Below are 24,658 nucleotides of genomic sequence, written 5' to 3'. Positions count from 1 at the left end.
CAACGAATGCCAACGGAGCCAGTCATGACCACTCTACTGCAATGCGCAAGCTCGGACCAGGCGGTCCTGTGCGCTGACGCCGTGCAAACGTCGTCGCGGTCTGTCCCGGCTGACGACGAATGGCCGCTCGGCGCTGAACTCGTCACTCGTCGCACCGGCTATAGCCATCACGGCATCTATGTCGGCCATGGAAAGGTCGTGCACTACGCGGGCCTCTGCCGCTCGTCGCATTGCGGCCCGGTCGAGGAACTGACCGTCGAGCGTTTCGCCGCGGGCCACGAAGTTGCCGTCAAGGCGAACCCGTTCGCGCTATACGTCGGCCCGGAGGCCGTGCGGCGTGCGCGTTCGAGGTTGGGCGAGAACCGCTACAGGTTGCTGACGAACAATTGCGAGCACTTCTGCTCGTGGTGCCTGTATGGCCGGGCGTGCAGTGAACAGGTGCAAGCCTGCTTCGTGCATCCGCGTCTCGCATGGCAGGCGCTGAACTGCCTGGCGAAGGTCTTTATCCGCACGCGCTTGCACGGGATGGTGCACGCGGCAACGTCCGGCGATGAGCGTTTCCTTCGTGTGTAGCGCGATTGGGCGATCTTTGAGCCAGATCTAACGCCTGGCAAGTCCGCAAGTGAACGGAGCTCAAAATGTTTGATGGGTTGCAACCGCTCACGCCCGAGAGCGCTCGAGACTTAGTCGCATGGACGCACGCCTGGTTCGACCAAGTCATCGCAGCGAATTTTATGCGCCCACCGTATCATCCCGACGCCACGACGATAAAGCGTCTTCGGGGTTACTTTTACGCCGGCCTGTCGCCGGCTGAAGCCGCGGAGGCATGCTTCGGAAGGAAGCACTGAAACGGCACCGCTATGGCGTCCTCCGTGGGCAATTTAAGCGGCCAGACGGTTATCCACCGGGACAACGCCGAGACCGGATGGTCGCTATCGAGACTGGCCAGTTTGGCGAAATCCGTCGTCTTTCTGGAGTGCGGCTGGTTCACTCCCGCTGTGGCGCTCTTTGGCGCGATGATTTAGCATGGCTTATCCCCGCAGCGGCCGGCCGAACATTATTCTTTCCTCGAGCAGCAGCACAGCGGCGGCTGGTGAACAGACAGGAGCGGGTGGTGAGGGTCCGGGCAACGAGGTCCGCTAACATTCAGTTACGACTTGAATTACATGATTCGCGACGGTACGTTCACAATGTTGAGCAAGCCGGCACAGCATTGTCTTAGCTGGTAACGGAAACTGTTCGGTCCACATGCGCCGAGCATGCCACCTGTGAGGGCGGCGTGCCAGACACCGCTGAGCCACGACCTGAAACTGACACTGCTCCCTGCTATTTTTACGGTCGTGCAGTATTGCGCACATTTCGACACGTCGACGCCGCTCCATCTTGCATTACGCTAACGAAACCACTTTCAGGTAACCAATGTTCAGTTTGCACGAGCTCGCAAAACTCTCTGATTGCCGCACAGTCACCGGGTCAGCTGCCCGCAAGCGATCCTGACGTCCGCGCCCTGCAAACACGCAAAATGCTCGTTCCAACCACTGGTACGGTATTGCGTCCACCCCCTCATGTCGAGCGACTGGTGGAAAGGCTGGTTGAGCAGTCGGGCGCGTTTTGAGGGTGGCACGCCCGCGTTGTCTCGGACACGCTTAGGTTCGTCGGAAACACGCGAAGGACGCGGGCTTGCTTCAGCTTTCGGACGCCCCCGCGGTCGTTCAGAGAAACACGCCGCATCAGGGCTCCGCTTTTAGCGGTTCATACATATCCGTGCCTCCTCCGATGTGGATTCAGCCCGCCCACCAATCCGGCGGGTTTTTTTATGGCAAGGCAAACAAGCAAACAGCGGCCCGTTAGCATTTGTTATCAGCCGCTATCGCTTACCGCGACAGATGGCGCATTGACGACTCCACGGACTGGGCGTGGGGCGACTCCCGGATTGCCTTACCTGTGCAAAAATCATCGCGACACCCTGCAACGCATTCCCCCTGCAATGGCAACACTTGAATTTGAACCACAGCTTCTGGCGAATCGCCACGGTGTGTCGTTTGCCCTCGTGCGTCAGAACAGCACCGTCGAATGCGTCGTCACGATCGCAGCCCTGGAAGCGTATTTCTGGCTTGAACCACGGGCGAGCGACGCCCGCATCCTCAAGACTTTCCAGACCGGATACAGGCGCATCCGGGCAATCGCCGAACGAAAGCTGCTCGCCCATCCAGCCGCGCGTCTGGAACTGACGCTGGATGATTTCGCGCGCCCCTGACGGCTCGAAATGACGCCTCCCGACTCAGGTGCGGCCTGCTGCGGGCATGAACCAATGGGTCGGGCAGCGTTGACGGCGTCCATGCGGGATGAAACGGCTGAGCCGATCCGCTTCGGGTCGGGCCATTTGTGCCGTCCATACTGTCAATCCCGGGCCGAGCCGCGCGGCATCGTCTGCTGTCCGGGATATGGCGAAGCCGGCAAAGTGCCCAGCCGCAGCTGACCGTTAGTTGCGCGCTACACCATCGCTCATTTAAGGCGGGCGACCGCAGCTTTATGCTTCGCGCCGCCAGGGTTAATGAAGAGGCCGACAGGCCTAACGGAAGGAAACCGACACAATGGGACTGCAACGCATCACGGCATGACGTTCGTCTGTGCACGGCAGAGCCTGTTTGCGCCGCCGCCCATCGCCGCAGGCGAGCGGCTCGTCGAACACAAGGGTGAAGGCGCCACCTGGCGACATGCCGCTGCCCGTCACCGGTCAGAAGTCGGACACACTTTCGGAATTGCCCTCTCCGACGGATGCTTCATCGACGGCAGTCTCGGTGGCAACAGTGCCTGATTCCGAAACCACGCGTGTACACACAACTGCGGAGGCATCGAGAAGGGCGATCGCGTAGTGATCCATGCAATCACCGCAATCGGGCCCGGCGAAGACTTGTCTATCGATTACCGACTGACGGTCGATGGCGAGATCACCGCTGACATCTCGGGCGCAGGACGCGCGTCATTGCCGCGCTTCCGCCTGCCGTCAATCGATGCTTGGCGCCAGAGCCGCGTCATGTTGCGTCAGGCGAACTCCTGCGGGAACCTCGCCTGGAGATGATCCGCCATCGCTAGCGGTCTGAGCATGTCATTCGCTATCTTCGGAATCCCGCGACCTGTCAGCGAATGCCCGGTACCGACCCACTCCAGCCATCCGCCTCGGCTCCGCGAGCGTCCGCTGTTTCGCCGCACACCGGACAGTCACTGACGACGTCCGCACTAAACCGCTGTGTTCTGGCCATTCCCAACGGTTGTGGATCGCTGGCCGAGGCGGACCCAACCGTGCCGCGGAAGTTCGCTTCCGGAAACGCTCCGGGAACACCTCTGACCAGAACCGGATGACTGCGCACACTGGAAGCGGACCGTCTGGACCAGGCTGTCGGTCGCAGCCCCCTTCCTCGAGTCCCATGCCGATATACGTGCGGCCGATTGACGAGTGTAGTTTGTGCTTCTACACTGGTAACCAAATGGTTACGAATAAAGCCAAGAACGAGACCGCTGCAGCAGACAAAACTTCACATACGTGTAACCTTTAGGATACGGATATGCATCGGTCAGCAGCCCATTCCGACGTTTTTCGTGCCATTGCCGATCCCACGCGTCGAGCGATCCTCGACCGCCTTCGTGCTGGACCGACAGCGGTGAACGCTCTGGCCAATGAGTTCGATCAGAGCCGTCCGGCAATTTCCAAGCACCTGCGCGTCCTGCGGCAGGCACGACTGGTTTCCGGAGCACGCGTAGGCCGGGAGCGACTGTATGAACTGGAACCTATGCCCTTGCAACAGGTGCTTGGGTGGATCGAAGGCTACCGGGCATTCTGGCACATCAGTCTCACCAACCTGAAACGACACGTGGAGGAAACATGAACCACATGGCAAACAAGGCCCGTGCGGTGGCGGACCTGACGGAAGGCATTATCGTGGCAACTGTCGAGATTGAAGCGCCGGCGGAGCGGATATTCGAGGCGTTGACCACGGGAGACGAAGTTCTACGCTGGTGGGGATCGTCCGATACCTATCGCACCACCGAGTGGACCGGCGAAGTGCGCCCAGGCGGGCGATGGCGCGCCAATGGCGTAGGCGTTGACGGGAAGCCTTTCAGTGTAGGAGGCGAGTTCCTTGAAGTCATCCCGGCGCGAAAACTGGTCCAGACGTGGCGGCCCGATTGGGATGAAAGGAATACGACGACAACCGTCACCATCCGATTGGATCCGATCGAAGGCGGCACACGCCTGACGCTGTGGCACAAGGGATTTTCAGGGCACCCCGAATCGTGCGGTGGTCATGGCGCAGGTTGGGAGCGCGTACTGGGTTGGCTTGCCGGCCACGTGACGCCTCCAGCGCCGGCGCAGCAGCACTTTTTATGTCGCTTGTTACCGCCGCGGGCAACCTTTGCGCACGACATGGACGCGGACGAGGCGGAAGTCATGAAACATCACGCCGAGTATTTGACGGGACTCCTGCACAAGGGTGTGGCCGTCGTGTTCGGCCCGGTTGCCGACCCTGCCGGTGCTTGGGGTGTAGGCATATTCCGGGCATCGGGCGAGGCGCAAATGCACGCGCTGTGCGATGCCGACCCGGCGATTCTTTCCGGACGGGGCTTTCGTTATGAAGTTCTGCCGATGCTGAGGGCCGTATATCGCGACTAGCGTTCAGTGTGGGAACCGTACCACGAGGTCAGGCAGGGGTCGCTGGCCGCGGCGATGCCGTTCCGGTGACAGCGGGTTCCTTGCGTCGAACGAGCGCTCTGGAGCGCTTCACGACCTCGCTCTCCCGGACCTCCCCAACCACGAACTCGACGAAGGCCGTGACGCGCGGCGGCAGATGCTTCCTTGCCGGGTAGTAAATGCAGATGTCGCTGCGTCGCGCGGTAAATCGCGCCAGGACACACTTCAGCTTGCTCGCGGCAATAAGAGGGAGCGCGTGGTGTGTGCCGAGCAAAGCGATCCCGCACCCGGCGACTGCAAGTTCCGCCAACGCTTCAGTGTCTGTCACGACGAGCCGGGAGCGAGGCTGGAACACAACTTCCTTGTTCCGCGTTTGCAGTCGCCACGTCTGAATTCTTCCCGAGTTCGGCGAGCGGAACAAAATGAGTTCATGACGCTCGAGTTCCTCGACGGAACGCGGCTCGCCGTGCTGCTCCAGGTAAGAAGGTGCCGCACACAGGATGAGCGTCAACGGCGCGAGGGCGCGCGCGACCACACTGGAGTCCGTATCCTGCAGCTGTCCGATCGCGCAGTCATACCCTTCCGAAATGAGGTCGACATGACGGTTTTCGAAATGCAGGTCGAGCGTGACCTGCGGGAAGCGCTCCTGGAACCTGTTCAACAACGGTAGCAAAGCGACGCGGCTGAATGCGATCGGCAACGACACTTTGACGATCCCGCTGATGTGGGTGTCATCAGAGGACAAAGCCGCGATCGCGTCTTCGATCTGCTGTGCCGGCTGCTGCACCATCGCGTAAAGACGACGCCCTTCCTCGGTGACAGACAACTGGCGGGTGGTACGTTGGAACAGCCGGCAGCCTAGCAACGTCTCGAGCATGCCGATCTGTTTGCTTACGGCGCCAGGTGTCACGCCTAGCTGACGGCCTGCTGCGGAAAAATTGGTCGACTCGTACACTGTCCCGAACATTTTCAAGGCCCTGAGCAGGTCGAGAGAGCCGCCGCTTTCGGTCTTCATCTTTTCCCCAAACTCACAACTGTTTTCCTGCTCTGTAGCATAGACCAGCCTCGTCGTCGCGCCGAGAATTACCCTTGTCTTGCAACCGCCAGGATGTCGGCCATGGACCACGAATCGGCACAGTCCCCGCAGCGAAAGAGCCTTTCGCGCGGACAGCTTCTAATCGACGGGAAGTGGCGCGACGCGTCAGACGGTGCGACGCTTTCGACCTTCGATCCCACCACCGAGGGGAAGATAGCGGACTTCGCGAAGGCGACCCTCGCGGATGTCAACGCAGCGGTCGAATCTGCGCGTCGGGCCTTCGAAACGGGTGACTGGCCGCGCATGCATCATGAAGCGCGCGCGAGAATCCTGTTCCGGATCGCCGATCTGCTGGACGAGCGGGCCGAGGATTTCGGGCTGCGTGAAGCGATGGATATGGGCATGCCGTACGGCGACTTCGTGGAGATCGTCATGCCGCACTGCGCAGGACTGTTCCGCTTCTTCGGCGGTCTCGCGATGCACGCGATGGATGGCGCTTATCGCACCTCATACGAAGCGTATACGCGGATTCTGACCCGCCGAGAACCGCTCGGCGTGGTTGCGGCTATCACGCCATTCAACTTCCCCTTGGCCCTGACCTGCTCCAAGGTGGCCCCAGCATTGGCTGCCGGCAACACGATCGTGCACAAACCGGCCTCCGACACGCCGCTGACAGCGCTGGCCCTGGCTCAGGTGGCACTCGACGCCGGCGTGCCGGAAGGCGTCTACAACCTGATCACCGGACCGGGGGGATCGTTGGGCGACGCGCTAGTGAAACATCCCCTCGTCGACAAAATCGCCTTTACTGGCTCCACGAGCGTGGGGCAGACCATTATTCGCAACGGGGCGGACACGCTGAAGCACACGACGATGGAACTTGGCGGGAAGTCCCCGAACATCATTTTTGCCGATGCCGACGTGGATACCGCGGTCCAGGCGGCGTTCCGGGGGATCTTCTGGAACAAGGGCGAAGTTTGCGTCGCGGGCTCACGGCTCCTAGTCGAGCGTCCGGTCTACGACGAGGTCGTTGAGAAGTTGGCCAAAATGGCGCAGGCCGCAGTGTTGGGCGACCCGCTTGAGCGGCAAACCCAGGTCGGCCCGATTGCCTCCAGGGCGGAATTCGATAAGGTGAAGCAATACGTCGAGGCCGGCAAGGCGTCGACGGCCCGTTTGGTCGCCGGCGGTGGAACGCGCAAGATCAACGGCAAGGGGCTGTTCATCGAACCCACGGTCTTTGCTGACGCCACTAATGACCTGAAAATCAGCCGCGAGGAGATCTTTGGTCCGGTCCTGCCGGTCATTCCATTCGATGGTGAAGACGAGGCCGTACGCATTGCGAATGACACGCCCTATGGACTCGCGTCCGGCATTCAAACTCGCGATCTGGGCCGGGCGCTTCGCCTGGCGGACCGCATCAACGCGGGCACTGTCTGGATCAATACGTGGCACAAGTACCATCCGAACGGGCCTTTCGGCGGATACAAAATGTCCGGCTACGGACGCGAGCAAGGCGGGGAGGCGCTCGATAGCTATACGCAGTACAAAACCCTATGGGTCAACACTGCGTGAGAACAGCACCGGCTCGCCGCCGGATCGCCACCCCGCTCCATTGGCAGACCATGAAATGTTGAAGGAGACTCAATCGTGAAAATCGGAATCATCGGTGCCGGTAACGTGGGAACCGGTCTCACGAAGCATCTCGTCCCCAGAGGTCATTCCGTGATGCTGAGCTTCAGCCTCGATATCGAAAAACTCAGAACGACCGCGGCCGGGCTTGGTGTGAGCGTCGGCACGGTCGCCGAAGCGGTTCAGTTCGCCGACGTGATCGTGTTGGCCACACCGTGGACTGCCGCACCTGAAGCACTCGAGCAGGTTGGAAAGGCACCCCAGAAAAAAATCCTGTGGGATTGCACCAATGCACTGAAACCTGACATGAGCGGCTTGCTCGTCGGGACAACCACGTCGGGCGCCGAAGAGATCGCGAGACTCGCACCATGGGCGACGGTGGTCAAGGCCATCCCGCCTTTTGCGGAGCTGATGCATTCGCCCAGCATGCTGATAGGCGGCAACCGCGCGGGCGTGTTCGTGTGCGGCGATGACAGCGATGCGCGGGCCGTGGTCGCAAGACTGGTCGGCGACATCGACGCCGAGCCGGTCGATGCGGGACCGCTCGCCCTTGCGCGCTACGCGGAGCCGGCGGCCATGCTGCTGGTGCAACTGGCTTACGCACACGGGTTCGGCACCAGAATCGGGCTGTCGTTACTCCACGAGAAAGCGGCGAGCGTGCCTCATGACATGCGTACCTGAGTATTGACGTAGGGCTGGCTATGACCAACCGAGGAGGATGAGATGAACGTAGGCGTATTGGGATCAGGTGATGTCGGCCGGGCACTGGGCGCCGGCTTCGTCAAGCATGGCCACGACACGATGCTGGGCACCCGAGATCCGCACAAGAAGGAGATACAGGACTGGGTCCGCAATACAACCGGAGCCAGGGCCGGGACGTTCGACGAAGCCGCCCGGTTTGGCGAGATCGTCGTGCTAGCCGTGCTCGGCCGCATCGCTGAGAGCGTGATCGAGCTTGCGGGGCCGGAGAATCTCGCCGGCAAGACCGTCATCGATGCAACCAACCCGCTCGCCGACGAGTCGCCGGTCAACGGGGTCCTGAAATATACGACGGGACCGAACGAGTCGCTCGGCGAGAGGATTCAGGCGAAGGTTCACCTCGCTCACGTGGTCAAGGCTTTCAACAGCGTCGGCAACGCGCTCATGGTGAATCCCCATTTTTCTCAAGGCACGCCGACCATGTTTTTGTGCGGCAACAGCGACGATGCGAAGGCCCGGGTTGGCGCAATCGCCCGGCAGTTCGGATGGGAGCCCTACGACTGCGGAAGCATCGTATCGGCACGCGCGATCGAGCCGCTATGCATGCTGTGGTGCCTGCCGGGATTCCTCAGGAACGACTGGCAGCATGCGTTCAAGATGCTGACGAACTAAGGAGAAGCGATGGAGCCGCTTCAAGTACCGCTGAAGGGTGATCCCGGTCTGACGCTGGAAGAGATGAAGCGATTCGTGGCCGATCACTTCGAAGACTTCGTCAACCGGAAGAAACCGGAAGTCGCATCGGCGAACTTCAGCGCGGATTTCCTCGACCACGACGAACCGTCGGGTCCTCAGGTCGGCCCCGAAGCCGCGATGGCCATGATGAAGGCGGCTTATCAAAAGTGGCCGGACTTGCATGTCACGATCGAAGACATGATTTCCGAAGGTGACAAGGTGATGGTCAGAAACACGTGGCGCGCCACCGACGTTATCTCCGGGAAAAAGATCGAGTTTCACGGCTTTGTCCTGTGGCGGTTTGCGAACCGGAAAATTGTCGAACGATGGGCCACGTTGACGACACCGTGTGAGGCTTGATTCGAGAACGGAGGACAACGAGCATGAGCGCCCGTTACATCCGCATCGGTGATCAGGGTGTCGGGGCTAGTTCGATCCGGGCGCGGACTGCATACAGGGTCAGCCCGCGCGTAGACGGCAGGCGTCTCCGCTCTACTCAGAACCATAACGTTGAGGAGGCTGTTTTCTGAACACGTGATCGACCGGAATCGGTTGGAAGTGCCCCCTCAGCGTTTCCGGAAGCGGCGGCCCCGTCACAGTGCCGGTCGGCCTCGGCCTCCAATCCGCGACCGCCCGGAAAGGCCTACAAACTGTAGGTCCCCCGCCGCTGCGAACGGCAGATGGTCGGTGGTGAACGGACACTCACGAACCGGCCGCGAACGGCCGACGGACTAAACCGCTCGCGCGGTAGGGGCTACGGTCTGAAGCTGGAGGTCAGGAAGAGGTCGATCACGCGGCTTTATGTTGGCGAATGAGGCAATCCGCCTCGTTCTTCAACAGGAGCCGAATCATGACCTCCTCACCGGCAAACGTCAGCCGATTGCGCCAACGCATGACCGACGACATGCGCATGCGCCAGCTTGCCCCCAAGACGCAGGACATCTATCTGCACATTGTGCGTGAGTTCGCCCGGTTTCTCGGGCGCTCACCTGCCACCGCCACCGTCGAGGACCTGCGCCGCTACCAGCTCTATCTGGTCGACCACGGCACATCGGCCGTATCGCTGAACCACGCGATCACCGGCCTGAAGTTCTTCTTCACAGTCACGCTCGACCGCCCCGAGCTGATGGTCAGGATGCAACCGGTGCGCGTGCCCCGCATATTGCCCGTCGTGCTCAGTCCCGATGAAGTTCGGCGGCTCATCGAGGCGGCCGGCAACCTGAAGCACCAGACCGCGCTGTCGGTCGCGTACGGCGCGGGGCTACGCGCCGGCGAAGTGGTCGCGCTGAAGGTCACCGACGTCGACAGCGAACGCATGACACTGCGTATCGAGCAGGGCAAGGGGCGCCGTGACCGCTACGCAATGCTCTCCCCGGTGCTGCTCGAGCGTCTGCGTGTGTGGTGGCGCGTGGCCCGTGCGCAGGGCAGGATGCCCGATGGTGGGTGGCTGTTTCCCGGGCTCGATCCGCTCGACCAGTTAAGCACGCGACAGCTGAACCGTGCCATTCATGCCGCCGCCGAGGCTGCGAACATCGACAAGCGCGTATCCATGCATACCTTGAGGCACAGTTTTGCGACACACCTGCTCGAACAGAAGGTGGACATCCGCGTGATCCAGGTGCTGCTCGGCCACGCGAAGCTCGAGAACACCGCGCTCTACGTCCAGGTGGCCACCGACCTGCTGCACGAGGTCACGAGTCCGCTGGACCGCCTGCCTGCCGGGTAAGCTGCGCGCTGTAGCGCCTCATGCTGGAGGTTGCGGATATCTTCCGCAGCCACGGGCCAGCGTGGCGAGCCACGACACATCTGAGCCTGGGGCAGCTGAAGGTCATGTCGGCCATCGAACGGTGCCGCACGGCGGCACTGGGCGGACATGTGCTGCGCTGTTCAGGCTGCGCAAGCACAGAGGTGTCCTTCAACTCGTGCCGGGACCGCCATTGCCCAAAGTGCCAGGCCAGCGCCGCACACCGCTGGCTGGAGGCACGCCAGGTCGATCTGCTGCCCGTCGAATACTTCCACGTCGTCTTCACGCTGCCCGCACCCATCAGTTCGATCGCCTGGTACAACAAACGGATCATCTACGGCCTGCTGTTCGACATCGCCGCTGACACGCTGCGCACGATCGCCGGGGATCCCGGGTATCTCGGCGCCCAGATCGGCGCCACGCTCGTACTGCACACCTGGGGCTCGGCGCTGACGCATCACCCGCATGTGCACGGCATCGTCCCCGGTGGCGGGCTGTCGCCTGACGGTGAGCGCTGGATCGCCTGCCGGCCGGGATTCTTCCTGCCGGTACGCGTCCTGTCACGCCTGTTCCGCCGGCGCTTCCTCGAAGCACTCGAAGCGGCCCACCGGCATGGCCAGCTGCAGTTCTTCGGCGAGTACACCGGGCTCGCTGACCGCGCCACCTTTGCCCGGTGGCTTGCGCCGCTACGTAGCTGCGAATGGGTGGTCTACGCCAAGCGCCCGTTCGCCGGACCCAAGGCGGTGCTCGAGTACCTCTCACGCTACACGCACCGCGTCGCCATCTCCAACCAGCGCCTGATCGCCTTCGATGAGCGCGGCGTGACGTTCCGCTGGAAGGACTACCGGGCGAAGGGACGCACCCGCTACAAGACCATGACGCTGGAGGCCGGCGAATTCATGCGCCGCTTTCTGCTCCATGTGCTGCCCGGTGGTTTCCATCGGATCCGTCACTACGGGCTGCTCGCCAACCCGGTGCGTCGCGCCAGTCTCGCGAAGGTGCGCGATCTGCTCCACGTCGCACCCCGGATCAGCCCGTCACCGGACGACGCCGTCATCGAAACCCGCCCCGTCTTCATCTGCCGGCACTGCGGTGCACCGATGATCGTCATCGACATCCTCGCGCGCAGCGCCCCCATCCGCGCACCGCCGATGTGCCGGGGTAGACATGAGCACAACGGTTCCCCGATATCTGAACCGACCGTCGGCTTTGCGGCAACGCGGCCCACGAAGGGACGTATGCACGCGTCGCTTCGCACAGGCCCTCGCACGTCCGCTTCGCCGTCACGATGGCGCAACTGCACCGCTTCGTCATGGCGTCAGCGCCCATCCAGCATCCCGCCTGGCCGCGCCGCATCCGGCATCGCTGGGCATCCTGACCGATCAATCGCCATAGCCGCCAGGCTCCAACCGCATCGGGGCACTCCGCGGTTTCCTCCATCGGGGCTTATTCGACGCCTGCCAACACGCGCAGAGGCACCCTCTCATTCCTGCGGCCGAAGGCAGGCATCGAATAACCCTTAACGGTTGTGGCCGTGTGCTGCCTCATGCAATAGGTATGCGCAGCCCGAACGTCGCAAGGCTGTGATCGGCTGCACGCGACCCGTCCCGGACATCCATGGTCGGTCGCCGGGCGGCCGCTTCAAAGCCAAAAGCCGACGTTTGTGGTGACACTCTTGCCTCGTACCTTTGAATGGAGGCTTGCAATCTTTGGGCCGCAGACGGTTATTCGCTTGATCCGCTATCGCCGATCACTGGAATAGTAAAGCGAAAAGTCGCGCCGTATCCGGCATTGTTCTCTGCCCACACCCGCCCACCGTGGGCATCGATAATCGAATGGCAGATAGAAAGCCCTACGCCCATACCTTCGGGCTTCGTGGTGAAGAAGGGCTCGAATAGCCGATCGGCGTGCTGCACGTCAATTCCAGTCCCGGAATCTTGCACCGAGATGGTCACATGGCCTGCGTCGCCGCGACGCGACTCTATTACCAGCTCGCGCGGCCGGTCTTCGATGTTGCTCATTGCCTGGATAGCGTTCATGACCAGATTGGTAATGACCTGGGCCAGTTGAATCCGATCGCCGAGCACCGCCGGCAGTCCCGGAACAAGCACCGTCCGCAACGTGATGTTGTACTTCAAGACCTCGCGCTGGACCAGCGCCACAACGTCATTGATTGCACCGTTGATTTCCAGCCGCGTCATCTCAGGGGCAGCCCGGGTGGCAAGCATGTGGATACGCCGGACAATCTCTGTCGCGCGTTGGTCGTCATGAAGTATGTGTTGCACACCGGCATGCACTCGCTCCAGGTTGGGCGTGTCCCGATCTAACCATCGCAGACAGGCGGCAGCCTGAGTGGCAATCGCCGCAAGAGGCTGTGCGATTTCGTGAGCCACCGACGCACCCAATTCGCCAACCGACGTCAGACGAGACACACGTTGCAGTGTTTCTTCGATCCGCCTGCGCTCGGTGATATCGGTGCCCGTTTCGAGGGTCGCGATCGGTCGTCCCTGCTTGTCTCGCACCAACGCCCATCGGCTGGCCACTGCGGCTTGCGAACCGTCGCGCCTGGTATTGATGATTTCGCCCTCCCAGCGGCCCATCGCAATCAAAGTCTTCTTGATATCCTCGATTGCTGTAGGAAAACGAGTGCGCAAAAGAGGCTGAGCAGTGCGGCCGACCGCCTCATGTTTCTTCCACCCGTAAAGCGCTTCGGCGCCGTTGTTCCAGTAGGTAATCACATCGTCCATATCGCGAACCACCACGCTGTCGTGGGTAAGGTCCAGAAGCTGGGCCTGCTCGTGATGGACCGCTGCCAGTCCACGCGCCCTCTGCACGAGAGCAGTGACGAGGAACGACGTCAAAGAAAAAGCTATTAACGCTGCGATGTCACGCGCCGAGTCTACCCAGAGGGAAAATAGTGGTTTTGCGAAGAAAAAGTCGAGGCAACCAACCGCAATCGCCGAAAAAATGAGCGATGCAACGAGGCTGTCCATCAGGGAAAGCAGCAAGATCTGTATAAGGTAGACGGACTCAGCGACCCGAAAGTTGGTGCCCAGTCTGAAGCACACCCAAGTCGCGATCGCTAAGCCGATACCGCAGACGAACGAGATCGCGGCAACCGAGCGCAATTGAGCGATCCCGTTGGTCTTTTGACCAGAGTGCATCGCCCGCCAGGCACCGTCCGCAATGAGATCTTTCATTCAATTTACGCCTTGAATGGCAAGTCGAATCGCCGACTCGCCTCCCTCGGTCACGGGCAGACGGTGAACCAAGCGCTCGCGGTATCCGGTACTCGGAGAATCGGTGCGTGCCCGCGCTGCCCGACGCCGCGGCGTTCGCCCTAGCCCTACTTTCATCGGGGACGACCGTCCTGTCAATCTGGCCTATCACCAGGGCTGTCCGCCGACGAGCGGACTGCTCGCATCAATTCGCTCGAAGAGCATGCCTGTCTACGTGCACATCAGTCGTCGGACCAGGAAACTTGTGCACGCGCGCCCCGCCGAACTTGCGATGCGAGCGAAAGGCCGAGTCGGCTTTCATGACAGTCTCATCCTCGGTGTCAACCGGCAGTCACTAATTTCCGGCGAACGGCGGGTCATGGGCCGAGAGCACCAGTTCCGTGAGCCTTCTACAGAGATGCTATGTGGGACTACCCAAGCCAGACCCGTTTAGCTAAAACGGAATTTCCAACCCTGTGCAAAGGAGACGGAAATGTCGGCGACCCAGACAGTCCCACAAGGCAATGATACGGCGATCCAAGTCCAGCTCTACATGAGCTTCGAACTCGGCGACAAGTCGTGGAAGTTGACGGCCAGCGATGGCCGGCGCGGCCCGAGCCGTTTCAGCGTGCACGCCGGCGACACGGCTGCGGTGCTCGACTGCGTGCGCCGCGCCAAGGAGCGCTGCCAGCTCGAACCGCAGGCCCCGGTGCATTCGTGCTATGAGGCCGGCCGCGATGGCTGGTGGCTGCATCGCTGGTTGAGCGGGCAAGGCATTGACAACCTCGTGGTCGACCCGGCGAGCATCGAAGTGAACCGACGCGCCAGACGGGCCAAGACCGACCGGCTCGACGGCGACAAGCTGCTGGTGATGCTCAGGCGCCACCACGCTGGCGAGCGCATCTGGTCGGTGGTGCACGAGCCCACGCCCGAGCAGGAAGACGCGCGCCGCACGCACCGTGAACTGGCCCGGCTGAGCCAGGAGCGTACCGCCCACACGAACCGCATCCGCTCCCTGCTGGTGCTGCACAACCTGCGTGTGCCGGTCATCGTCGGCGGGCGCGACTGGGCGGCGTGGTGGGAGCGCCATCGCGAGCAGGTGCCGCCGGTGTTGCGCGGCGAGATCGAGCGCGAGAGCGCGCGGCTGGCGCTGGTCAGGCAGCAGCTCAAGGTGCTGGAAGCGGCGCGGCGCCAGGAACTGGCCGAGGGCAAGCATCCGCTGGTGGCGCAACTGGCACGGCTGCGCGCGATCGGCCCCAAGGGCGCCTGGGTGCTGGTCAAGGAAGTGTTTGGCTGGCGACGTTTCGCCAACCGGCGCGAGCTGGCCGGCAGCCTGGGGCTCACGCCGACACCCTACGACAGTGGCGGCAGTCAGATCGAGCAAGGCATCAGCAAGGCGGGCAACAAGCGAGCGCGCACGATGCTGGTCGAACTCGCCTGGCGCTGGCTGCAGCTGCAGCCCGACAGCCTCCTGACCCAGTGGTTCAACCGGCGCTTTGCCGGCGGCGGCAAGCGCATGCGGCGCGTGGGCATCGTGGCGTTGGCGCGGCGCCTGGCTATCGCGCTGTGGCACTACCTCGAGCACGGCGAGATTCCGGCCGGAGCCTCGCTCAAGCCGGCAGCTGCCTGAAATTCCGGGCAGCACGGGTACCACGCAACGCCTTCGCACGCAACACGTCATCATGATCCAGGGTCGACGCGCCCGGAACGTCGGCGGGTCACGGCACCCCGTGACCGTCTCGCAGAGATGGGGCGCGCCCATAACCGGGGTTTGCCAGCGCGCCTTGCGCGCATGCTGCATGAGGTGCAGGGTGTTGGCGCCCTGCACGGATAGAAGTTCGTTCGGGCACTGGCTCGAACGCTCATCACACCCCGACCCCGGACCAGGATGGCACAGCCATGTCGCGCCAAGGCATCACGCGCTCAACAACCTACAGGAGCCACCATGAAATCCAAGCCCTTCACGTGATCAAAAACGGCTTGACATACAAGTCCCCATAGAAGCGCCATCGCGAGCAGGTGCCGCCGGTGTTGCGCGGCGAGATCGAGCGCGAGAGCGCGCGGCTGGCGCTGGTCAGGCAGCAGCTCAAGGTGCTGGAAGCGGCGCGGCGCCAGGAACTGGCCGAGGGCAAGCATCCGCTGGTGGCGCAACTGGCACGGCTGCGCGCGATCGGCCCCAAGGGCGCCTGGGTGCTGGTCAAGGAAGTGTTTGGCTGGCGACGTTTCGCCAACCGGCGCGAGCTGGCCGGCAGCCTGGGGCTCACGCCGACACCCTACGACAGTGGCGGCAGTCAGATCGAGCAAGGCATCAGCAAGGCGGGCAACAAGCGAGCGCGCACGATGCTGGTCGAACTCGCCTGGCGCTGGCTGCAGCTGCAGCCCGACAGCCTCCTGACCCAGTGGTTCAACCGGCGCTTTGCCGGCGGCGGCAAGCGCATGCGGCGCGTGGGCATCGTGGCGTTGGCGCGGCGCCTGGCTATCGCGCTGTGGCACTACCTCGAGCACGGCGAGATTCCGGCCGGAGCCTCGCTCAAGCCGGCAGCTGCCTGAAATTCCGGGCAGCACGGGTACCACGCAACGCCTTCGCACGCAACACGTCATCATGATCCAGGGTCGACGCGCCCGGAACGTCGGCGGGTCACGGCACCCCGTGACCGTCTCGCAGAGATGGGGCGCGCCCATAACCGGGGTTTGCCAGCGCGCCTTGCGCGCATGCTGCATGAGGTGCAGGGTGTTGGCGCCCTGCACGGATAGAAGTTCGTTCGGGCACTGGCTCGAACGCTCATCACACCCCGACCCCGGACCAGGATGGCACAGCCATGTCGCGCCAAGGCATCACGCGCTCAACAACCTACAGGAGCCACCATGAAATCCAAGCCCTTCACGTGATCAAAAACGGCTTGACATACAAGTCCCCATAGAAGCTGACGTTGGAGTCGTCAACGAATTAGTAAGGACTTTCCCGATCTCGTGGCATAGCGATATGCCAGGATGGTTGGTGCTAGACAACTCATCTGGGAAGGGGAAAGTCATGGACAAGATTACTCGTATCGGCGTGGATCTGGCCAAGAACATCATCCAGGTACACGGCGTGGACAGCATGGAACGCGTGGTGGTCAGGAAAGCCATTTCACGGCAGAAGTTTCTCGAATGGTTTGCCAACCTCGAGCCGTGCCTGGTCGCAATGGAAGCGTGCAGCGCAGCCCACTACTGGGGGCGCAAGCTGCGCGCGCTCGGCCACGAGGTTCGGCTGATCGCGCCGCAGCTCGCCGCGCCCTACCGCAAGGGCGGCAAACACGTGAAAAACGACAGGCTCGATGCCGAGGCCATCTGCGAGGCCGCGGGCCGACCGCACATGCGCTTCGTGGCCGTCAAAACGGCAGAGCAGCAAAACGTGCTGCTGCTGCACCGGATGCGGGACGGTTTCGTTGAGGAGCGTACCGCGCTCGTCAACCGGCTGCGCGGTGAGCTGGTCGAGTTCGGCGTGTTCCTGCCGCAAGGCATCAATGCATTTCGTGCCCACTTCGTCGAGGCACTGGAGGACGGGGCCACCGAACTGAACGGTGTCGCGCGCACTGCGCTGCTGCGAGGCTGGGAGCACCTGCAGGGCCTCGACCAGCAAATCGCCTGGTGCGACGCGCAAGTCGCCACGCACGTGAAGCACGACAGCAACGCGCAGCGCGTGATGGCGGTCATCGGCATCGGGCCGCTCACCGCGTCGGCCACGGTGGCTACCGTCGGCGACGCTCGCCTGTTCAAAAACGGCCGCCAATTTGCCGCCTGGATCGGCACGGTGCCCAAACAGAAGAGCAGCGGCGGCAAGACCCACCTGGGCCGCATCACCAAACAGGGCAACACGTATCTGCGCACGCTGCTGTTCCAAGGCGCGCGCTCGGCAGTAACGAGCGCCCATCGACGAACCGACCGGCTCTCGCGCTGGATCGTTCAGCTCCAGGCACGCGTGGGTTGGTATCGAACGCTGGTGGCTGTCGCCAACAAGCACGCGCGCATCCTCTGGGCAATTCTGGCCAAGGGCGAGCGCTTCGATCCCTCGTATGTCTCCACTCCCTCAACACCGGGCCAGCCACGGTAGGACAACAGCATGAACAGGTAAATTCGCAGCGTCACCTAAAAGCGTGACTTCGTAATCCAGGACGCAAAGGCAAGGATAGCGACAGGTCAGACCGGCAGCGGGCGAACTCGAAAAGCTGTGAGGCGCTACACGAAATGTATTCGCCGTCCAACGGATGGAGTCCTGCTGCGCGGTTACTATCCGGGCCCGGGCACCCGCAATGATAGTGCTCAACAAGGCCGTTTATAGGTGTGCAGTCTGTCTCGCCGCTGAATGCCGAATGTGTACCCCGATGACATGGCAATCGAATGGATGGACGAGGATGATGGATAAATCAACCCCAGCTTGCAAAAAAAGGGAAGTCCTTATAGGCAGCGGGCGAACTCGAAAAGCTGTGAGGCGCTACACGAAATGTATTCGCCGTCCAACGGATGGAGTCCTGCTGCGCGGTTACTATCCGGGCCCGGGCACCCGCAATGATAGTGCTCAACAAGGCCGTTTATAGGTGTGCAGTCTGTCTCGCCGCTGAATGCCGAATGTGTACCCCGATGACATGGCAATCGAATGGATGGACGAGGATGATGGATAAATCAACCCCAGCTTGCAAAAAAAGGGAAGTCCTTATAGGCAGCGGGCGAACTCGAAAAGCTGTGAGGCGCTACACGAAATGTATTCGCCGTCCAACGGATGGAGTCCTGCTGCGCGGTTACTATCCGGGCCCGGGCACCCGCAATGATAGTGCTCAACAAGGCCGTTTATAGGTGTGCAGTCTGTCTCGCCGCTGAATGCCGAATGTGTACCCCGATGACATGGCAATCGAATGGATGGACGAGGATGGATGGATAAATCAACCCCAGCTTGCAAAAAAAGGGAAGTCCTTATAGGAAGTCCTTATAGGCAGCTTTCCAGCGAGGTGGATGATCGCGTACTGCCCGGCCATCTTGAGACACTCGTAGGCGCGCCGCGGCGGACATTGCAACGTCGGCTTCGAGTCAGACAGCGGACGCTGGCCGATCGACCCTAGCTGCCGCATCGCCGGCTCAGCCGGCTCGCGGGCCGCAACCGCCAGAAAATTGCTCGCGCTGCGTGCAATTACGATGAAAGTTCTGGATAAACCGGCACCGTGAACTGAAAGACAGCGCCGCGCGGCACGTTGGCGCTCGCCCACAATCGGCCGCCGTGTGCTTCGATGATCGAACGGCAGATTGACAGTCCCATCCCTAAACCGGCGGACTTCGTTGTGTAGAACGGGGCGAAAACGTGTTCGGTGCTGTCCGCGGCAAAGCCCGGCCCCGAATCGAGCACCGCTACGAGCACGCAGCCAGCGTCGGCTGTCCCAGTGGTGACGATTAATTCTCGTGCGCCATCGCTGACGCTGCTCATCGCCTCGATCGCGTTGATGACCAGATTGAGGAGGACTTGTTGCAGTTGCACCCGGTCGCCTTCGATATGCGGCAAGCCCCCCGCGAGTTGCGTCTGCACCGAGGCGCCGCGCTTCGTTGCTTCGCCACGCGTGAGCTCGATCACCTCGCGGATCGCCTCGTTGAGGTCCATCCGTTCCTTCCGGGGCGGCGCCTTCCTGATCAGCTCACGAATCCGGCCGATGACGTCCCCCGCCCGATTGCCGTCATTGACGATCCGGCTAAGCGCCTGCCGGACTTCCTCCGTGTCAGGAGGCTGGGCGGCGAGCCACCGCAGCGCCGCCCGGGCGTTGGTGACCATCGCGGCGATCGGCTGCTTGACCTCATGGGCGATCGAGGCCGTGAGCTGGCCCATTGTGTCAACGCGGTTCGCATGCGCCAACGCCGTCTGCACTTCGCGGTAGCGCCGTTCGCTTTCGTGCGCTTCTTCCTCGGCGCGCTTGCGCTCGGTCAGATCGAGCACGAACGCGACACCTTCCTTCCGACTTGCTTCGAACGCGGCCGTACCGATCATGACGGGCACACGGCTGCCGTCCTTCCTGATGTACTCCTTCTCGAAGGGCTGCGCGCGCCCCGTCTCCCTGATCTCTCGCAGGACCCGTTCGTCGCCCTGACGCCATTCCGGCGGCGTCAGGTCCGTCCACCTTATGCGGCCTGCAACAAGGTCCTCACGGTCGTAGCCTACCATCCGAAGAAACGCGTCATTAGCCTCGAGAATGTCACCATCGTGATTCCGCACGATGATCCCGATGATGTTGGCGTCGACGAGGCGCCGGATCTTGGCTTCGCGTCCGGCGAGGTCGCGGTACAAACGGGCATTCTCCAGCGAGATCGCGGCCTGCGAGGCCACCAGCCTCAGCACGGCGATCCGGGCCGGGCTGAACACGCGCGTGGTCAGATTGTTTTCGAGGTAGAGCGCGCCGGTCAGCTTGGCCAGATTCATCAGGGGCAGGCAGAGAATCGAACGGGCACGATGCTGACGGATGTAAGGATCGGTTGCAAACGGGGGCTCGGCCACGGCATCGTCGAGAATGACGCTCTCGCGGGTGCGCAGGACGTGGTAGAGGACCGACTCCGGCAGCATCGCGGCGCTCACCGGCACATCGCGCAGCTGCAACTGGGTCGCGTCGCCGCCGCTCGTCGCTTCCGCTGCTATCCGTTGTTCGCCGCCGTCCGACAGAATCAACAGGCCGCGCTCGGCGCCCGCCTGCTCTCTGGCCGTGCGCATGAGCGTATCCAGCAGCTTCTCCAGCACGATCTCACCCGAGACGGTCTGCGACACCTTGATCACGGTCGCGAGATCGAGATGTTCGACCGTCGTCGCGATCGTGCTCGTCGGGCCGGGCGGCGCGGACTCTTCTGTCCTAAGGTGCGGATACATCTCCTCGAGTTGTCGCACTTTGCCGTCGGCGCCCCAACGCAGGTAGCCGTAGCGGGCGTCCTGCAAATACACACGGGCAATCTTCTCATAACCGCTCGCCGCGTAAAAACGGGACGCGAGTTCATTGGCGATTGCCTCATTGTGGGTGAAGCCATTGTCACGCGCCGAACCAATCGCCTGTTCGTAGAGGCGCATCGCGTCACCATCGCGGTCCTCCAGGCGGGCGATCTCGGCGCCCACCAGCGCGGCGCGGTTCCCGAAATTCTCCGGGCAATTCTCCGCCCAGACCTGCAGTTGCCTGTGATGCGCAGCGACAGCGTCCAGGTGCGGCCGCCGCTCGTTGGCCGGTACGGTGTCGCACCAGGCGGCTTGCGTCAGCGCGCCGTAGAAGTGATATTCGGCTTCCTCGTAGAACGCGACTGAGGTCCAGAGCAGCCGTTGCGCCTTCGATGCGGCATCCAGGGCGGTCGCATAGTCGCCGGCCAGATAGCGCGCCTGCAATTTCCGGATCCAGTACCAACACGCAGCGGTCGCCAGGGCCGGGTTGCCGGATAAATGGCGTTCGATGCGAGGCTCATTGAACTGCCCGTCGTCAAAGCAGCCAAATTTCAGCGTCAAGCCCCGGAGCATCCGGATCAGCGCGAGTTTCGTGGTAATCAAATCAATGACGAGGCCGAAGCGCGCCTTCTCGGCGAACGCGAGGCCGTGTTCGGCTTCGCCTTGCACCTCGGGCAGCGGATCGCCGGCGAAGAGCAGGTCCGAGTTTAGAATGTTGCACGCATAGGCTGCACACGTGAGATCTCCGATCCGGTTCGCCGCTTCGAAAGCGCGGCGCAGCAGATCACGGCAGGCCCGCACGTGTTTCATCCAGGGCGCGACAAAGACCGCGAAGCGATGATACGTGCCGGCCTCGAAACGTTTGAGCCCGCGTCGTCCGACCAGCTCGTAGCCGAGCTGGCCGAATCGAAATCCGGCCTGGTAGTCGCCGAAACGCGGTCCGGCGATCCTCGCGAGCCATACATAGGTGAGACACGAAGCATCGCAGTTGCCGCGCTCGATGCTGAGACTGACCGCCTTGCAGGTCGTCAAGGCAGCCAGGTTCGCATCCGTAAACAAGGCCGGCGGCAAGACCTTACTCAGAACCTCGACGGTCGCGAAGGATGCCGCGTCTCGCATCGGCGGCAAATCGATGAGATCCTCGACTGTCCGGTCCCCCAGCAGTGACCAGATGTGCTCGTATTCGCGTCGCACCTCCTCGTCTTTCGGATGGGGCGACCACGCGATACCGACCTGCCGGAGGTAGTTAAGACACACAGCGACCGCGCGGCCGGCCTGATCGAGGGCCGTGCAGACATCAATGTGCAGGCACGCGACGCTGGCTTGTTCGACAGTTGTCGTGGCGCGAGGCGACAGCGCCGCCAATCGCTCCTCTGCGACCGGCAACTGGCTGGTCAAAAATTCGCATTCGGCCCAATTCAGCTCCAGCGCAAAGATCAGCTCATGCCGGCGCGCCCAGCCATCCTCCGCCAACTGCGCCGCACCAGCGACGAGATAGGCGAGCGCCGCGGCGTAGGCGGTGGCCCCCTTGGCGCGCTGGCCTGCGATCAGGTTGAACTCGGCGAGTTGGTCCCGTTCCTCCTGGTCGGTGATCAGCGCGGCGCCGCGGTTGAACTGACTGACGATGTCGAAGATCGCCTCCTCCCGCTTCTCGGGAGGTGTGTGCGCCGCGAGCAAGCGACCGATCCGGAGGTGGGCCTCGGCGCGGGATGCTTCCGGGATCAGCGAAAAGGCGGCTTCCTGGACCCGGTCGTGGATGAATCTGTACGAACCTTCCAGGCGCTCGATCAGTTCCTCACGGACCGCCGGCCACAGCGCCGCATGCACCTGCTCCTCCGAAGTCCCGAGAACGATCGCAAGCATCGCGATCGCGGCGGTGTGGCCGAGGCAGGCCAGTAGCTGCAACGCCTCCTGCGTGTCGGCCGGCAGGCGGGTCACGTTGCCAACCATGAGGTCGACGACATTGTCGGTGTAACCCTTGGCATCAATGCGATCGAGATTCCAGGACCAGCACGCCGCGTCATACTCGAAGGTGAGCAAATCCTCGTCCGCAAGTGCGTGCAGAAACTGAATCACGAAGAACGGGTTGCCCGCGGTCTTCTCATGCACCAGCTGCGCCAGCGGCGCGGCGCGGTCAGGTTCGCAGTGAAGCGCATCGGCCATCAACTGTTCGAGGTCGTCAGGGGCGAGAGGCTCAAGCGTGATCTCCTCGATCTTCGCACCGGCGTTTCGGATCGATTCAAGCTTGCGCATCAGGGGATGGCTGGCATCGACCTCATTGTCGCGGTAAGCGCCGATCAGCATCAGGTGCTGCAGATCCGACTGGGTCAGCAGATCCTCGAGCAGGTCGAGCGTCGCCGCGTCGAGCCACTGCAGATCGTCGAGAAAGAGCGCCAGCGGATGGTCCGGTCGGGCAAATACACTGATGAAGCGGCGGAACACGAGCTGGAAACGGCTTTGTGCTTGCTGCGGCTCTAGTTCCGGGATCGGCGGCGGGTCGCCGATGATGAACTTTAGTTCGGCGATGAGGTCGGTCATGAGCCGCGCATTCGGGCCTAGCGCCTCCAGCAACGCGTCGCGCCAGATCGCCAGCTCCGTGTCGCTCTTGCCGAGAAGAGGCCTTACGAGACTCTGAAAAGCCTGCACCAGCGTCGAATAGGGAATGTCGCGCCTGTACTGGTCGAACTTGCCGGAGGCGAACAGCCCGCGTAGTGGCACCAACACCTTGTGCAGCTCATGGACGAGCGCGGATTTGCCGATTCCCGAATAGCCGGACACCAGTATCAACTCCGGGGCGCCGCCTTTGACGACGCGGTCGAAGGACGCGAGCAGGGTTTCGACCTCGCGCGCTCTCCCATACAGCTTCTCGGGGATCAGCAGCCGGTCGGGCGTGTCGTGTTCGCCGAGCGGGAAGTCGTCGATGCGGTGCTGACGCTCCCAATCGGCCAGGCAGTGCTGCAGGTCGCGCTCGACGCCGGCCGCGGTCTGGTAGCGCGCCTCGGCCGTCTTGGCGAGCAGCTTCATGACGATCTGGGAGAGCGGAACCGGGATCCTCTCCACCCTCTCGTTTGGCGGCACCGGCTGTCTGGCGATATGGCAGTGCACCCATTCCATGGGGTCGGCGGCCGTAAACGGCAGCGCGCCGGTGAGCATCTGATAGAGCGTGACGCCAAACGAATAGAGGTCGCTGCGCGAATCGATCGAGCGGTTCATCCGGCCAGTCTGCTCGGGCGCCATGTAGGCGAGCGTGCCGGCGATGGTCTCGGGCGGCTCGGGCGCCTGTCGTTCGCGCGGCAGCCGCGAGGCGATGCCGAAGCCGGTGAGCCGCGCCTGGCCGTCCGCGCAGTTCACCAGGATATGGGCCGGCTTGAGGTCCTTATGGACGAGGCCGCGCTGATGGAGCTTGCCGAGCGCTGCGGCGATACCCACAGCGAGCCGCAACACACGTCCCACCTCCATGGGCGCGCCGAGCAACTGCGCGAGCGGCTCACCGCCCGGATCCTCGAGCACCAGCAGAGTCCGGCCGCCTTCGCGCACCAGCGCCAGTGGCCGCACTGCCCACCCACCATCGAGTTCGTCCTTCAATCCGAATTCGTGCGCGAGGCGTTCGAGGATGCCGAATGGTGGATGTTCGGCGGCGGGCCGCGCAATCAGGACGTTGTCGTCGCCACCACCATCGCCATCGCCCGGGCGCCGCCCTCGAGAGAAGACGCGCTCGCCATCGTCCCACAAGATTTGAAAGCTGTTACGCATCGCGCCGGAACCATACGTAGGCGTTTATCTGTCGCACTCTGCCGTCAGACTGCCGCCTGTTATTGAGTTAAGAGGACGTTAACATCCGTCCGCCTGAACAGGCCGGGTGCGCTCGAAAAGCAAGTGGTGAGACGGCATCGCTATGGGCTGCAACGTTCTACCTTCGCAAGCGTCTCGTCAGGATACACCTCGGCGACCTGGCGCCATCGGGATTGGGTCGGAGGGCCGCGGT

At 62.6% G+C, this 24,658-nt stretch carries 16 protein-coding genes and 2 pseudogenes; 15 read left to right on the top strand and 3 right to left on the bottom strand.

All coding sequences use genetic code 11. The annotated features are described in order from the left end of the window. Nucleotides 1-24 precede the first annotated feature (24 nt). The 6 genes from OKW39_RS41625 (at nucleotide 25) to OKW39_RS41600 (ending at nucleotide 4,669) form a co-directional block, all read left to right on the top strand. Nucleotides 25-573 (top strand): lecithin retinol acyltransferase family protein, encoded by a 549-nt coding sequence (locus OKW39_RS41625; RefSeq protein WP_429565319.1) that lies wholly within the window; start codon nucleotides 25-27, stop codon nucleotides 571-573. Between the two features lie 1,414 nt (nucleotides 574-1,987). Beyond that, on the top strand, nucleotides 1,988-2,257 hold the full coding sequence (locus OKW39_RS41620) for a DUF1488 family protein (RefSeq protein WP_429565318.1): 270 nt from the start codon (nucleotides 1,988-1,990) through the stop codon (nucleotides 2,255-2,257). A 360-nt stretch (nucleotides 2,258-2,617) separates the two neighbouring features. Beyond that, on the top strand, nucleotides 2,618-2,818 hold the full coding sequence (locus OKW39_RS41615; RefSeq protein ID WP_429565317.1) for a hypothetical protein: 201 nt from the start codon (nucleotides 2,618-2,620) through the stop codon (nucleotides 2,816-2,818). A gap of 36 nt (nucleotides 2,819-2,854) precedes the next feature. Further along, nucleotides 2,855-3,082, top strand: coding sequence for a hypothetical protein (locus OKW39_RS41610; protein WP_429565507.1), 228 nt, complete (start codon nucleotides 2,855-2,857; stop codon nucleotides 3,080-3,082). A gap of 484 nt (nucleotides 3,083-3,566) precedes the next feature. Then, complete coding sequence (locus OKW39_RS41605; RefSeq protein WP_429565316.1) at nucleotides 3,567-3,887, top strand: ArsR/SmtB family transcription factor; 321 nt, start codon at nucleotides 3,567-3,569, stop codon at nucleotides 3,885-3,887. Next, entirely contained in the window at nucleotides 3,884-4,669 is a 786-nt protein-coding gene (locus OKW39_RS41600) for an SRPBCC domain-containing protein (protein WP_429565315.1), read from the top strand. Before OKW39_RS41605 ends, OKW39_RS41600 begins: the two co-directional genes overlap by 4 nt. Before the next feature lie 28 nt (nucleotides 4,670-4,697). On the opposite strand, the gene OKW39_RS41595 is transcribed toward OKW39_RS41600, so the two are convergent. After that, nucleotides 4,698-5,702, bottom strand: a complete 1,005-nt coding sequence (locus OKW39_RS41595; RefSeq protein ID WP_429565314.1) for a LysR family transcriptional regulator — start codon at nucleotides 5,700-5,702, stop codon at nucleotides 4,698-4,700. 102 nt (nucleotides 5,703-5,804) lie between these two features. Here OKW39_RS41595 and OKW39_RS41590 point away from each other — a divergent pair, with 102 nt between their 5' ends. The 6 genes and pseudogenes from OKW39_RS41590 to OKW39_RS41565 all read left to right on the top strand — a co-directional run. Further along, nucleotides 5,805-7,292 (top strand): aldehyde dehydrogenase family protein, encoded by a 1,488-nt coding sequence (locus OKW39_RS41590; RefSeq protein WP_429565313.1) that lies wholly within the window; start codon nucleotides 5,805-5,807, stop codon nucleotides 7,290-7,292. Between the two features lie 75 nt (nucleotides 7,293-7,367). Next, complete coding sequence (locus tag OKW39_RS41585) at nucleotides 7,368-8,030, top strand: NADPH-dependent F420 reductase (RefSeq protein WP_429565312.1); 663 nt, start codon at nucleotides 7,368-7,370, stop codon at nucleotides 8,028-8,030. Between the two features lie 42 nt (nucleotides 8,031-8,072). Then, complete coding sequence (locus tag OKW39_RS41580; protein ID WP_429291275.1) at nucleotides 8,073-8,720, top strand: NADPH-dependent F420 reductase; 648 nt, start codon at nucleotides 8,073-8,075, stop codon at nucleotides 8,718-8,720. A gap of 9 nt (nucleotides 8,721-8,729) precedes the next feature. Further along, nucleotides 8,730-9,140 carry an ester cyclase gene (locus OKW39_RS41575; RefSeq protein WP_429565311.1) on the top strand — a complete coding sequence of 137 codons (411 nt, stop codon included), beginning with the start codon at nucleotides 8,730-8,732 and terminating at the stop codon, nucleotides 9,138-9,140. 490 nt (nucleotides 9,141-9,630) lie between these two features. Beyond that, entirely contained in the window at nucleotides 9,631-10,506 is an 876-nt protein-coding gene (locus tag OKW39_RS41570; RefSeq protein WP_429565310.1) for a tyrosine-type recombinase/integrase, read from the top strand. A gap of 20 nt (nucleotides 10,507-10,526) precedes the next feature. After that, nucleotides 10,527-11,678: pseudogene (locus OKW39_RS41565) on the top strand (IS91 family transposase); the annotation flags it as partial. A gap of 570 nt (nucleotides 11,679-12,248) precedes the next feature. Here OKW39_RS41565 and OKW39_RS41560 read toward each other — a convergent pair. Beyond that, nucleotides 12,249-13,724: an ATP-binding protein gene (locus OKW39_RS41560; protein ID WP_429565309.1), complete on the bottom strand. Its 1,476-nt coding sequence runs from the start codon at nucleotides 13,722-13,724 to the stop codon at nucleotides 12,249-12,251. 511 nt (nucleotides 13,725-14,235) lie between these two features. Between OKW39_RS41560 and OKW39_RS41555 the strand changes: the two genes are divergently transcribed. From OKW39_RS41555 to OKW39_RS41545, 3 genes and pseudogenes are all read left to right on the top strand, one after another. Further along, nucleotides 14,236-15,372, top strand: a complete 1,137-nt coding sequence (locus OKW39_RS41555; protein WP_090812128.1) for an IS110 family transposase — start codon at nucleotides 14,236-14,238, stop codon at nucleotides 15,370-15,372. A gap of 377 nt (nucleotides 15,373-15,749) precedes the next feature. Next, nucleotides 15,750-16,292, top strand: a pseudogene (locus OKW39_RS41550) (transposase); the annotation flags it as partial. 481 nt (nucleotides 16,293-16,773) lie between these two features. After that, nucleotides 16,774-17,835, top strand: coding sequence for an IS110 family transposase (locus OKW39_RS41545; RefSeq protein WP_429359779.1), 1,062 nt, complete (start codon nucleotides 16,774-16,776; stop codon nucleotides 17,833-17,835). Nucleotides 17,836-18,906: 1,071 nt separating this feature from the next. On the opposite strand, the gene OKW39_RS41540 is transcribed toward OKW39_RS41545, so the two are convergent. After that, nucleotides 18,907-24,426, bottom strand: coding sequence for a trifunctional serine/threonine-protein kinase/ATP-binding protein/sensor histidine kinase (locus OKW39_RS41540; RefSeq protein WP_429565308.1), 5,520 nt, complete (start codon nucleotides 24,424-24,426; stop codon nucleotides 18,907-18,909). Nucleotides 24,427-24,658: the final 232 nt, after the last annotated feature.

The sequence above is a fragment of the Paraburkholderia sp. MM6662-R1 genome (genome assembly GCF_050436245.1).
Lineage (GTDB): Bacteria > Pseudomonadota > Gammaproteobacteria > Burkholderiales > Burkholderiaceae > Paraburkholderia > Paraburkholderia tuberum.
Note: the sequence above shows the minus strand (reverse complement) of the source record. Positions and strands in the feature narration are given on the sequence as shown.

Excerpts from the sequence above, each read along its gene's own strand:
- OKW39_RS41625 (WP_429565319.1), top strand. The coding sequence starts at position 25 with ATGACCACTCTACTGCAATGCGCAAGCTCGGACCAGGCGGTCCTGTGC.
- OKW39_RS41620 (WP_429565318.1), top strand. The coding sequence starts at position 1,988 with ATGGCAACACTTGAATTTGAACCACAGCTTCTGGCGAATCGCCACGGT.
- OKW39_RS41615 (WP_429565317.1), top strand. The coding sequence starts at position 2,618 with ATGACGTTCGTCTGTGCACGGCAGAGCCTGTTTGCGCCGCCGCCCATC.
- OKW39_RS41605 (WP_429565316.1), top strand. The coding sequence starts at position 3,567 with ATGCATCGGTCAGCAGCCCATTCCGACGTTTTTCGTGCCATTGCCGAT.
- OKW39_RS41600 (WP_429565315.1), top strand. The coding sequence starts at position 3,884 with ATGAACCACATGGCAAACAAGGCCCGTGCGGTGGCGGACCTGACGGAA.
- OKW39_RS41595 (WP_429565314.1), bottom strand. The coding sequence starts at position 5,702 with ATGAAGACCGAAAGCGGCGGCTCTCTCGACCTGCTCAGGGCCTTGAAA.
- OKW39_RS41590 (WP_429565313.1), top strand. The coding sequence starts at position 5,805 with ATGGACCACGAATCGGCACAGTCCCCGCAGCGAAAGAGCCTTTCGCGC.
- OKW39_RS41580 (WP_429291275.1), top strand. The coding sequence starts at position 8,073 with ATGAACGTAGGCGTATTGGGATCAGGTGATGTCGGCCGGGCACTGGGC.
- OKW39_RS41575 (WP_429565311.1), top strand. The coding sequence starts at position 8,730 with ATGGAGCCGCTTCAAGTACCGCTGAAGGGTGATCCCGGTCTGACGCTG.
- OKW39_RS41570 (WP_429565310.1), top strand. The coding sequence starts at position 9,631 with ATGACCTCCTCACCGGCAAACGTCAGCCGATTGCGCCAACGCATGACC.
- OKW39_RS41560 (WP_429565309.1), bottom strand. The coding sequence starts at position 13,724 with ATGAAAGATCTCATTGCGGACGGTGCCTGGCGGGCGATGCACTCTGGT.
- OKW39_RS41555 (WP_090812128.1), top strand. The coding sequence starts at position 14,236 with ATGTCGGCGACCCAGACAGTCCCACAAGGCAATGATACGGCGATCCAA.
- OKW39_RS41545 (WP_429359779.1), top strand. The coding sequence starts at position 16,774 with ATGGACAAGATTACTCGTATCGGCGTGGATCTGGCCAAGAACATCATC.
- OKW39_RS41540 (WP_429565308.1), bottom strand. The coding sequence starts at position 24,426 with ATGCGTAACAGCTTTCAAATCTTGTGGGACGATGGCGAGCGCGTCTTC.